The organism is Streptomyces sp. NPDC045701 (assembly GCF_056432045.1).
Window position 1 is genome coordinate 1 of the sequence record NZ_JBWKJV010000079.1, and the last position, 12,584, is coordinate 12,584.

The following is a 12,584-nucleotide window of genomic DNA, read 5'->3' on the forward strand; positions in this document are numbered from 1 at the left end:
CCGGTGGCTTTGCCGGCGAACTACGCCAAACCGGCCGAGGCACGGGTCACGCACCTGGGCCCGGGCGGCAGTCAGCGCACCACGGCCGAGACGGCCGTGTTTGATGATCATGGCCGGCAGGTGGAGCGGCGGGATGTGACCGGGGCGGTGACCCGGACCGGGTACGGGCCTTTCGGGCAGGCGGTGAAATCGGTGACCACCGGCGCGGACGGCACGATGGCGGAAACGCGGAACACGCTCACCGCGGATGGCAGGCATGTTGCGGCCACCACCGAAGCGGTGGCGAACAAGCCGGGGGTGACACCAAAAGCCCGCACGGTCACGCGCTTTGAGACTGATGAGCACGGTGAACTGGCGTCGAAGACTCTCACCTGGGCCGAGGGGGGACGTCCGGAGGGTGATGAGGGGCCGCAGAAGCTGACCGAGACCTACACCACCAGCATCGACACAGACGCCCATACCCGCACCGATGCGGTCACCACCCCGGCGGGCACGGTGAAGCAGATCACCGACCTGGCCACCGGCGAAGTCGTCGAAACCATCGACGCGGCGGGCCGGTCGGTGAAGAAGACGTATGACGACGCGGGGCGGGTGATCAGGGAGACCGGGCCGGACGGGCTGACCACCACCGCCGCCCACACCCCAACCTCCACCATCGTCACGACCCCCGACGGCCACGTCACCACCGAAACCCGCGACTTGCTCGGGCGGGTCGTGGCCAGGACCGACAACGTCGAAGACGGGAAGATTACCGGTGACCCGGGCGCGCGGGCGCTGCAGAAGGTGGAGTATTCCCCCGACGGGCTGACCGCCACCACCACCGACAGCGCAGGACGCAAAACAGTCACCACGAACGACCTGCTCGGCCGGCCCGTCAAGGCCGTCGCCCCCAACGGCATGACACAGATCATGTCGTATGACGACGTGGCGCACACCAGGACCACCGCGCTGCTCCCCGCCGGGGAAACCGACCCCGCCAGGGCGGTGACCACCACCACCGAGAAACTGGACGACGCCGACCGCACCATCGCCTCTTCCACCCGTCACGCGGACGATACCCCCGTGCCCGCAGCCAGCCAGTCCTTCGACGGGATAGGCCGGGCACGGGAATCCACAGCCGGGGACGTCACCACCCGCCTGGCCTACGGCACCGGCGGCACGGCCGACAAGGTAACCCTCACCCCGGCCGCGCCCGGGGCGTTTCCCGGCGGTGAGGTCACCGCCGAACCCCGGCAGGACCTGACCGGCGGGCCGGTGGTGAAAACCCTCGGCTCGGGTGAGGAGAAACGGTCCGGGACCATCCTGAAGCGGGACGGCGCCGGGCGGGTCATCGAGGAGAAAGACCCCACCGGCGCAGTCATCACCACCGCTTACAACGAGCGGGGTGAGGCGCAGAAGGTGACCTACCCGGACGGGTCGGTCACCACCACCGCCTATGACCCGGCCACCGGGCGTGTGGCGGAGACCGCGACCGTTTCCGCGGACGGCAGGACCACGGTGAAGACCGCCTGCACCTACGACAAGGCCACCGGCCGCGTCACCGAGGTGTACGACCCCGCCGACAAGCCCGGCACCGTCATCTCCTACACCTACGATGCAGACGGTCACGTCACCAGGGTCACCTACCCCGACGGCAAAACCCTCACCCGGGAATACGACAACCACGGCCAGCTCGTGGCCTCAACCGACACCGCCGACGCCCGCACGCGCTACAGCTATAACGACGACGGGACCCTGCGCTCGGCGAAGCAGACCGGCACCGGCGGGAAGGTGCTGGCCGAAGTCACCTACACCTACGACGGGCTGGGCCGGACCGAGAAAGCCGAACGCGGCAACGGCGTCACCACCGCCTACACGTTCACCGGCGCCCACCAGGTCAGGACCGAGAAGACCGTGCGGGCGGACGGGTCGCTGGTCACCGAAGCCGCCTACACCTACGACTCCCACGGCAACCTCACCTCCCGCACCGACACCCGCCCCGCCGTCAGCGACACCGGCACGGTGGTCAGGGACGGCAAGGGAACGGCCAGCCAGGCCACCACCACCACCGCCTACCGGTACGACGCCTACGACCGCCTCATCCACTCCAGGATCAGCAACGACAAGGGCGAGCCGGTCACCGAGACTGCCTACACCCTGAACGTCTCCGGCGACATCACCCGCACCGAAACCACCCGCCACGACACTGGCGGAAAGAAGACGGTCACCGAACACGACATCGACCCCGCCGGCCACCTGACCGTTATCACCACCGACGGCGAGAAGAAAACCCAGGAATTCGACCAGGCCGGCAACCTGATCAAAGACCACCGCGGCAACACCTGGACCTACAACCCCCACAACCAGCCCGTCACCGTCACCACCCCCGACGGCACCACCACCCGCTACACCTACTGGGCCGACGGATCACGCGCTGCCGCCACCACCCCCACCACCACCGCCGGGGAAGGGACCGGCGGCAATAGCGGTGCGACGGTGACCGGGTTCTATTACGACCCCGCCACCGGCATCATCACCAACGACACCCACACCAGTGGCGCGGGCAACGGCAGCACAGTCACCGCCTCTTACCTCCAGGCCGCCACCCGCGAAGCCCGCACCCTCACCACCACCGAGGGACAGACGGCCGGGGCGGCCCAGACGGCGAACGCCACCGGCGGCGGATACCTCCACCACGACCGCCACGGCAACACCACCACCCTCACAGACGATGACGGCCAGATCAACGCCGCCTGGCACTACACCGACTACGGACAGCACACCACCCCCACCACACACACCACCCCGCCCGCGACGGCAGTCGGCAGCCCAGGCGCAGCCGCGGGCATCAACCCCTTCACCTACGCCGGGGAATACAGCGACCCCACTACCGGTGCCCAATACCTGAAAAACCGCCTCTATGATCCCAGCCAAAACCGCTTCATCACCCGCGACCCGGCACCCCAGCACAACCGGTACATGGCCTTCGACGCCAACCCCATCATGAAAACCGACCCCACCGGCACCACCGCCATCGAGGATTGGGTCGGCTTCTCGGTCTCTGCTGCACTGCTTCTGTTCACCCTGGTCGGAGTTGCTCTTAGTGTCGCGTCAGCCGGCATCGCCGCCGCTGGTGTGTCCGTTCTAGCTGGATTGGTCCTCGAAGTGGCCGGCATGGCCCTGGAAACAGTGGCAATCGCGGACGACTCCGAACGCTTCTTGCCGCCCGAGACGCGTGCCGGGCTCTTGTGGGGCGGTGTCGGCATCGGGGCCCTTAGCAGTTTGCCCGCCATTGGCAAATACGCGGTACGCTTGATGGGCCTGTCCTCGCTCAAAGGCATGGTCATCGAAGGTACTGGGATAAGCAAGGCGGGGGACGATTTCAGCGCTGAAAAGCTGGCGCAGTTTGTCGCCCAGAAAAATAATGGGCGCACTGCAAATTGCCCTGCAACCGCATTAGTTTGCGATATGCGCCTCAGGGGCGCAAAGGAACTCGATCCAGTCACTCCGGAGGGCGTTGAAGATTTTAGCCTTGCTAACCTGAAGCATCACCGTTTGATGTGGCGAGCGGATTTTGTATACAGTTACAGGAAAGACTTTTCCCGGCATATCGACCCCACAGCCGAGCTCCGATGGACCCCGTATATGCCCCTCAGGGAGGCATGGGATTACATACGCAAGAGGGGGTACGGCGCAACGTACATCATGTCGATCAGCACGCTGAGCCGTACTATCGGCCAAGGCAGACCACACGCTGGCCATTACCTTAACGCGTTCAGATCCAGAATGGGGGTCGTGAAAGCACTCGACGGGATGACAGGAAACGCAAATCCTTGGGTCGACTTCTGGAGAGAGAGCGACGAGGGCGAGGTGATGGTTTCCCTGATGCACACTGGTACCCTGCGTGCTGACAAAGATCAGGTACTGAATTTGAATTCGTGATGTCGGTCACCGTCCGTAGACAGGCATCCGCCGTCCAGGTACTACAGCCGTGAGTCGCGATGATACAGCTCGACGGAGCCGGAACCCAGGTCAGGCGCCCACAAGCCGGGCCTCTGGTGCCGCCGTGAGTTCGTCTCGGGCAAGCGGGGCAGAACACCGTCAACACCACCACGTTCAGCGACGGCCAGGGCAGCATGCTGCTGTCCGACGTGGCCGCCCGGGCCGGACGCACGACCAGACCGCCGTCCACCCCCAGCGTATCGCCGGGCAGCTCCGCAACCGGCCAGGCGTGACGGCCAAGAAGTTCCCCGGTCAGGTCAGCGCCACCGAAGAAGCCCAAGGACGAGGCATGCGAAGGCGACGCACGAGACGCGACGGCGGCAGTCCCCGGCGCGGCTCTGCGTAGAACACCAGCGCCGAGCTCCTCCAGTGGCCATCCCTGCGACGGTTCACCGGACGCCGCCACATCTACACCGAAAAACACACCTCGCGATCGCCTGGTCTCTGACCCATCCGCCCAGCCGGTCACCCGCCCAGAGACACCGAACTCCTCCCCGCCCGCGACTGCCCGCTGACCAGCCCCCAGCCGAACCGCCAGGCGGCACGCCCGAATCTCAATTCCCCCGACGTCGTTAGTCTAATTCCGGTGAATCGCCCAGCCGCGTTCACTGAGGGCCGCTGTCAATGCCAGTGCCGAATTTGGATCAACCACGAGCTGCACTAGGCCGGACTGCTCCCCGTGCTCTATCCAGACATCCTCAATGTTGACGCCAGCCATAGTCGCGTCTGCTGAGACGCGGGCCAATTGCCCGGGCTTGTCATCGATGAGGACGGTGACGACCTCATACGCGGGCGGACCGGAGCCTTGTCTGGGGGGCACTCGGATTCGGCCGGCTTTAGCCCGGCGGAGAACATCCTGGATCCTGGCGGCCCCTTCAAGACGCTGGGTCTCGCAGGAGGACTCCAGGTCCCGCAAAGCCCTGGCCGTGTCACTCAGGTCGGCGGCCACGTCACTGATCAGATCAGCCACAGGCCCGGCATTTGAGGCAAGGATATCGATCCACATCCCCGAGCCAGAGGCGGCAATCCGGGTTACATCCTGAATACCCTGCGCACATAGTCGTACGGTAGCTGTCGGCGCGTGCTCCAGGCGTGCCGCAACGACGCTAGAAACCAGGTAGGGCATGTGGGAAACGAGGGCAACCGCGCGGTCGTGCTGGTCAGCGTCCATTACTACCGGCAAAGCCCCGCAATGCGAGACCAGCTCTAGCGCCAGGTTCAGTACCTCGACGTCGGTGCTGGGGGTCGGGGTAAGTACCCACGGGCGGCCCTCGAACAGGTCACCGGTCGCAGCTTGAGGCCCTGACTTTTCGCGTCCCGACATCGGATGGGTTCCGATATATGCAGACAGATCGAGGCTCCGTGACTCAAGGGCACGGCGCGGGTTCCCCTTAACACTAGCGACGTCCAGGTAGCCACGGGCCAAGCTACGGTGCATCGCGTCGGCAAGCACGTCGGCTACATGCGCCGGCGGCACCGCGACGATCACTAGGTCAACCGGGCCCTGCGCGAGCTCGTTGGTACCGGCGCCCAGCTCCGCCGCTGCATGGGCCTGCGCTGGATTTTGGTCGGCAAGGTAGACTGCCACGCCATGTTGGACGAGTGCCAAGCCGGCCGATGTACCGATTAACCCGGTTCCGATGACAAGTGCCGTCTTCACAACGTACTCCCCTTCCGCAGGCCGCCTGCGACACCTGAGTACATCTCGACCTGAGCTACGCGGCTGGGAGGTCAGTGCTGTGGCACCTACTGTTATGCAGTGTGCCGGCAATGGGCAAACTCGCCTTTGGCTGACTTCCACCGCTGCTGTGTGAAGCATCCTGGCCTGTTGTGATCTAAAGCTATGCGGGTTGCGCGACAAGTATGGCGACTTCGCGCAGGAGACCGGGCACGTCGCCGCGTTCACGTCGTCGCAGCCAGCCGCAAAGCTGGAGGGAGGCGTTCACTACCGTACGGACCCGTTCCAACCGACGGCTCATAAACTCCGGCCACATTTCCCCCAGGGTGTCAGCTGTCAATAACATCTCCGCCAGGACGGAAGCGTCCTCCAGAGCCATCGCGGCACCTTGAGCGACGGTAGGAGGGCATGCATGGACCGCGTCGCCGATGAGAACTACTCGCCCTCGGTGCCATGGGCCATCGAGCAGGTGCGCCAAGAAGTGTGTGTAATTAATCACGTCCGGGTCAATGAGGTTTCTGCGGATTTCGTCCCAGGGGCCGTGATAGTGGCTTGCCAACTCCCGTATCACTGACAATTTCTCACTTGGCCTGAGATCCCGGGGTCGGGCCGCCTCGACCAGATATGCGTAGAGCGAGTCAGCGCTCACGGGGCAGTATCCGGCAATGTAGGCCGGCCCCCCGTAGTACAGGTCGGTCTGGACGACGGACTCGGGACGAGGGACGAATGCCCTCCAGATACCTTCACCAGTCCGGACGGTTGGCAATTCAATGCCCAGTTCCTGGCGGACCTTTGATCGAACTCCATCAGCGCCTATGACTAGGTCGTATTGCTTCATGCTTCCATCGGACAAATGAACACTCACCCTGTCAGGACGCTGTGTGAGCTTGCTGAATGCCGTCTCCATGCGCACTGACACGCCTGCGGATCTGGCTCGCCTCAGGAGGATTTCGGAAAGTAGCGCGCGGCTCATACCTGCCGTGGCGGGCAGGTCTGGCCCTCCTGTCCGCAAGTCGTCGATTTGCGCCAGCACTGTCGCCTTCTCATCTGCAGCGCGCAGCCCGAGGGTATTGAACGCAAACCCTTGCCGTTCGATGTCAGGCCATACTCCAACTTGTTGGAGGATTCGAAGTGCGTTCCCCTGCAGTGTGATTCCAGATCCTGCATCGCTCAGATCAGGCCTGAGCTCTACCAAGTCGACGGACACGCCGCCTTCACTAAGGAGGGTGGCGACCGCTGCCCCGGAAGGGCCACCTCCCACCACAAGGGCCGAGGATATTGCTGCCACAGAGAGCTCCTTATGCGTAGGAGTGACCGGCTCTCACGTCAACCCTCCAGGGTTCCAGCCACCTGGAGGGATGCTCATCGTGAATGCGCCACAGCTGAAGCTGAGCCCAAAAGCGACGAGCAGGGCGTCGCCTTCCTCACGCCGGGTAGGTTCGGCCAGCATCAGCGGTACCGAGCAACCAATCGTATTCCCGTAGTCGCGCAGGACACCGTAGGATGAGGACATCTTCGGACTGCTGCTGGAAACGCCAAAGGCTGCACTCAGGCTGTCAAGAATTCTGGCACTACCTGTGTGGATAAGAAGGCACGAGGCTTGGCTTGCGGTGTGCAGTGGACATTCCGGGGAGGAGAGAAGCCAATTGACTGTCGTTAAGGTGTAGTGCGTCCCGCGCGCGGTAACATCCGGACTGAGTGTATACAGCCGACGGCCCTGTACAATTGGGATGTCTGAGCCGCCGTCAGGCACGGTGCCGAGCTCCGCATCCTCCGGCTGGTCATTCGTCAGGCTAAACACTGAACTGAATGAAGGGCCGGCGCCCTCCGAGCTGAGCAGCATGGCGACCGCTGCATCGCCGAAGAGAAATCCGTGCATTGCATTCACGGTGTCTTGCCGTGCTTCGTGTGATACTTCCGAAAAGTGCGAGTAGAATCCGGGCAGCTCGGGCGACAGCGGGGTAATTGCGTCTCCGAAGCAGACGAGCACGTGCTTTTCTGGCTCGCACGCCAGGTACCAACGAGCGGTCTCGACAGCTTTAGCGATAGCTGAACATCCCATGTATTCAAGACTCAAGTTCGCTGCGCTTCTTGGCAGATGATGCATCTTTGCAAAAATGTCGCAAACGAGGCTCGGAAGGAGTCGGCCAGGACTGCTGGTAACCCCAAGTACAAGCCCTATGGATTCAGCCGGAACGTCCGCCTTCTCAAGGCATTCCTGCGCTGCCTCTACAGCGAGGTCTGCCGTCGGAATGGCGAGCTGAGGGTCAGCTCCTTTGAAGAGCACCGCTGGATAGTTAGCGAGCACTGAATGCCTGTGTTCGACACCCAGCGTGCGCAGCATGCCAACAAGAGCGTCCGATAGGTGCCCTTTCCCTTCGGCCAAGAGTTCTTCAGTGGACCAGCGCGGGGCGGGCAGAGCAGCAGCTATCGACGTCAACCGTGGCTTGGCAGGGGACGCTTTCATGAGGTACCTCTCAAGGTGGCATGGACGGCATCCGCGCCAGCACACGGTCGGCGGAGGCATCGTAGCGAGTTTCGGTAATCCGATGTTCAAAGCTGATGTCTGGGACTGGATAGTCCCCGCGGTAGAAGAAGCCGCGGCTCTCCGCCCGCGCCGCCGCTGAAGCGGTGCAGGCCTCCGCCAGGACAAGCAGGTCAACATCTTCAGGAGCTCGGGGCAACACCCCACGTCGGGTGGCTCGCTTCCGACGGCACCATGAAGTAAACTTTTCGGCAGCTTCCTCTGTGAAATGACCGTCCTGGAACGATGCAAGGCGTACTTCTATTTGCTCCGGCAAGTAAGAATCTGGCGCAAGGGATGGCCGCCCGGTGATGCCGAAATCGACAAAGTCGTTCGTGTCAGTGTTGGCTGCATTTGCGAGATGCTCGCTCATCATACCGCCGGCGGCGAGGAAGGAAAGCCAGGGCTTCCCGGCCACCGAGTCGACGACAACGTCGTATCGGCACTCGCCGAGCGCGTCGATATTCCGGGGCCCCTCGGCTGCGGCAAGAATGCCGCCCATCGAGAATCCGCGCACCGGCCCGAGCGGCACCGAACCGTCGGCCAGATTTGCAGAGTGCGGGACGTCGAAGTTCTGGATCCAGTAGTCGCGGAACACCCCCAAGTCGTGCGCATCGGCAGAGGCGAGAATTCGATTTAGCTCGTCCGCGGGCTTACCCGCACGCAGGAGTTGCGCACCCTTTAGATCGAAGGGGTAGAGGGGGCGGCGGTGAGCTAGGTCGCCCAGTGCAAACCTGTTAAAAAACTCCAGGTTGTACAGGGCACCACCAGCACGAAGGTAAGACCCGAGGAGGCGGCCCCGGCTGCGTGTTGCCCCATCTCGGAACAATCCGCAGTAGCCGCCGGACGCGAGTACCAGATGGCCACATACCGCTGCTCTGGGTTCCCCGTCGCAGTCATACCGCACACCAAGGCAGCGGGTGCCATCCATGACTAGCTCGGTCACTCGTCCGCGGAGAACGGCACCCCCGAGAGCTTGGAAGTGCTGCAGGACAACGTCCACAACGTCGGACCCTGCTCCTAGACGGGGAACTTGAGCGGCATGTTTGGGAATTAAGACGTCGTCCAGGGCCATGAATTTAACAAGCCGGTTCAGCGCCTCGAATTCTTCCCGGGCACGGGCGATCATTAGCGGAATATACTCAGGATTCTGCGTGCCGGATGCATCGGCGAATGCCACAGCCGCTGACTCAGCAGTCGCTTCGAGCGCTTTGCGGTCGATCACCGCAGCGGCCCACTCACGAGAAACGGCAGGTAGCTGTTCATTTGCAGATATGACGGCTGCCTTCACTCCGTTACGCACCAGTCGGTATCCTAACCACGCCCCAGCAATTCCGCCACCCACGATCAGAACTGGGTGCTTTACAACCAGATTGGACTGCTCCATTACACGCACCTTCAGCATCATGCCGATTTTGCCTCAGTGGTTGATCAGTCCTCGATCTCGGCCTGTAGCTGGCCGGAACGAATAATCTCCACGATGGCATGGATTTCGTTGTCCATCCGGCGGTCCTTTGAGACTGGAGGAGCTACCGAGCGGATCAGTGAATGCACGCGGCGGGTGGCCGAGCTGGCGAGATCAACCCCTCGGAGATCTATCCCTTGGCACACTGCGTGCAGGTGCACGGCAGTAACCTCCATGAGTAGTTCGATAACGGTGCGAGCATCGCGAGCAGCAATGGTTCCCATACTTACCTTGTCCTGGTTGTGCGCCTCAGTTGATCGAGAGTGAATAGTGGCCGGCGCCGAGTGCTTCAGCGCCTCGGCGGCTAGGGCCGAACAAGCGATTTGCATACCCTTGTAACCATGATGAAGACCCGGCTCAACCTCAGATGTCTCGAGTGGCACCAAATTCGCCGGCAGACCATTGTTGAACTTGGCGTCGACTACCAACTCGAGCTGCCTGTCTAGGAGGTCAGCGACATTTGCAGCTGCGACCTTGAGTGCATCCATCGCTTGGCCTACGTATCCGCCATAAAAGTTGCCACCACTAAACACGGCAGAGCTTTCAACGTCGAAAAGAGGATTATCATCGGCCGAGTTTACTTCCACCGATAGCCAATCGGTAACCCAGCTAAGAGTATCCCGCAATATCCCAATGACGTACGGAGCACACCGTACCGAATAGGACTCTTGCACCCTGCGGCCGAGGATTTGGAACTCTTGCCGGCCGAGAGGATTATATGAGCCCACGAGTGCCGAATGATCGATAGCCAGGTTGGAGTCGAGAAGGAGATCATTAATCGCGTGAGCGCTCACCATTTGCCCGGCGTGCGGCTTTTGGGAATGCAAGAACGGTGCATAGTGTCCTCGGTTGCCGAGCAACACTTCAACCGCCATAGCGGTACATGTCTCAGAAGCAAGACAGAGCTGCAATGCATCCCTGGCTGCCAGGGTAGCGAATCCTGACATAAAGGATGTACCGTTCATAAGCGCCAACCCCTCTTTCGCCTGTAGCGAAAGAGGAGTAAGACCCAAAGCAGCATGGGCGGCAGCGGATGTAGTGCGTACCCCCTCATGGACGACTGCACCCTCACCCTGGAGCACTGACGCGATATAGCACAAGGGTACCAAGTCTCCGCTGGCCCCTACTGAGCCCCGTTCCGGAATCGAAGGCAACACGTCGGCGGAAAGCAACTGCAAAATGCGGTCGACCAACTCGGGGCGAACGCCGGAAACTCCACGCGCCAGGCAGTTTGCTCTGATCAGCATGGTGGCCCGAACCACCTCAGCCGCGCTCTCAGGACCGGTTCCGTTGAGGTGATAGCGAGTGAGGTTCCGTTGCAGATCAGTTGCCTTATCCGGGGATATGTGAGAGGCGGCGCTGTCTCCGAAGCCCGTGGTGACACCGTAAATAGGCTGTTTGCTCTCGATGATTTTTTGCTTCAGCCGCATTGCCGACTCGCAGCGATGGCGCGCAGACTCCGGGAATACGAGCTGAACGTTGGCTCGCTGTCGGGCCGTGTCTTCTATGTCTTCTAGAGTAAGAGAATGCCCGTTGAGCAGAATGGTCTTCGTTTGCTTCACATCGGCCTCAGTAATCATTAATACCTCCGCCAACCGCGAACCCTCCTGGTTCAAGATTGCGCCGGCCAGCGTAGGCGCGCAAGCCCTCAGGTGGTCTCGTCAAGGGCGCGCTGTGCCAGCGAGTACTGATGCACGGCTTCGATAGCTTTAGGGTGGGGTCGTGTCGTACAGGGTCAGTTTCCGGAGTCCGCCGCTCGCTGGACTCGGCTCTCTTGCAGGCGATGCGGACGCCGATGCACTTGCCCCACAACCACGAGTTTGGGTGTTCTGGGGGCGCGAGTGTCTGAGTGCCTGACTGAGAACCGGTCACGGGGAGGTGTGTGGGTGGGTTGTTCCTCGGGCCAGGCGGCGGGTCATGAGGATGATCATTGACCATTTGACCATGGCTTCGTGATGTTCTGGCAGGCGTTCGTAGTCGCGGACGCAGCGTCGTCTGCGGCAGATCCAGGACAGGGTCCGTTCGACGGCCCACCGGCGGGCAGGACGACGAAGCCCTGGGCGTCGTCGCTGCGTTTCACGATCTCGACGGTCAGGTTCCAGCGCTCTTTCGCGCAGGTCACGAGCTTGCCCGCGTAGCCGCCGCCGGCCCAGACGAGGAGGATGCGGTGGTGGATCTGCCGCAGACGGGAGATGAGCGGGCGGGCGCCGTCACGGTCCTGCACGCAGGCGGCGGTCACCAGCACCACCAGCAGCATGCCCAGTGTGTCGACGGCGATGTGCCGCTTGCCGCCATTCACTTTCTTGCCCGCGTCCCACCCCCGGCTGCCGGACGCGACGGTCCCGGCGGCACGCAGCGACTGCGAATCGATGACGGCCGCACTCGGCTCGGGGTCACGACCCGCCTTCCGGCGAAGCCGGTCACGAAGTGCGCTGGGCAGGTCATCCACGTACTGGGCGCGTTCCCAGCGGGTGAAGAAGGCATAGACGGTGGGGTGCGGCGGGAAGTTAACGGGCAGGGCCCGCCACTTGCATCCGTTGTCCACCACATACCTGATCGCGTCGACGACCTTGCGCCGGCAGTGCTCTTCAGGCCGGCCGCCCCTGCCCCATCGCCAGGCCGGCACAGGCAGCAAAGGCTCCGTGACCTGCCACTCCGCGTCGCTCATGTCCGACGGACAGCGCACCGGCCGGGCCGGCCCGGCAGCCCCCCGGCCGAAACGGCATGCCGGGCACGGACAACCAGACGGGACAACCGAGTTGGCATCAACGGGTCCGGAACGGTACAACGGCATGACAGGGCTCCTGTGACAACGGTTGGGCTTGGTAACCGCTGTTGCTACGGGAGCTCTGGCGTCATTGCAGGCATTCGCATTCCAGGCCACACCACTCGAACGTGCCACTCCACTTACCGTCACCGGTTCTCAGTCAGGCACT

The 12,584-nt window shown here is 62.7% G+C and carries 6 protein-coding genes and 1 pseudogene; 1 reads left to right on the top strand and 6 read right to left on the bottom strand.

Translation table 11 applies throughout. The annotated features are described in order from the left end of the window. Positions 1-909 precede the first annotated feature (909 nt). Positions 910-2,991 (top strand): annotated as a pseudogene (locus AC07DW_RS31425) (RHS repeat-associated core domain-containing protein); the annotation flags it as partial. 1,567 nt (positions 2,992-4,558) lie between these two features. Here the strand turns inward: AC07DW_RS31425 and AC07DW_RS31430 are convergent. The 6 genes from AC07DW_RS31430 to AC07DW_RS31455 form a co-directional block, all read right to left on the bottom strand. After that, a complete protein-coding gene (locus AC07DW_RS31430; RefSeq protein ID WP_478861062.1) occupies positions 4,559-5,641 on the bottom strand; it encodes a prephenate dehydrogenase in 1,083 nt (360 codons plus the stop codon). A 181-nt stretch (positions 5,642-5,822) separates the two neighbouring features. Beyond that, entirely contained in the window at positions 5,823-6,947 is a 1,125-nt protein-coding gene (locus AC07DW_RS31435; RefSeq protein WP_478861063.1) for an FAD-dependent monooxygenase, read from the bottom strand. 33 nt (positions 6,948-6,980) lie between these two features. Then, complete coding sequence (locus AC07DW_RS31440) at positions 6,981-8,003, bottom strand: 3-oxoacyl-[acyl-carrier-protein] synthase III C-terminal domain-containing protein (protein WP_478861064.1); 1,023 nt, start codon at positions 8,001-8,003, stop codon at positions 6,981-6,983. 133 nt (positions 8,004-8,136) lie between these two features. Further along, positions 8,137-9,570, bottom strand: coding sequence for an FAD-binding protein (locus AC07DW_RS31445; RefSeq protein ID WP_478861065.1), 1,434 nt, complete (start codon positions 9,568-9,570; stop codon positions 8,137-8,139). A 44-nt stretch (positions 9,571-9,614) separates the two neighbouring features. After that, a complete protein-coding gene (locus AC07DW_RS31450) occupies positions 9,615-11,228 on the bottom strand; it encodes an aromatic amino acid lyase (protein WP_478861066.1) in 1,614 nt (537 codons plus the stop codon). A gap of 347 nt (positions 11,229-11,575) precedes the next feature. After that, a complete protein-coding gene (locus AC07DW_RS31455) occupies positions 11,576-12,316 on the bottom strand; it encodes an IS5 family transposase (protein ID WP_478861067.1) in 741 nt (246 codons plus the stop codon). Between the last annotated feature and the right edge of the window lie 268 nt (positions 12,317-12,584).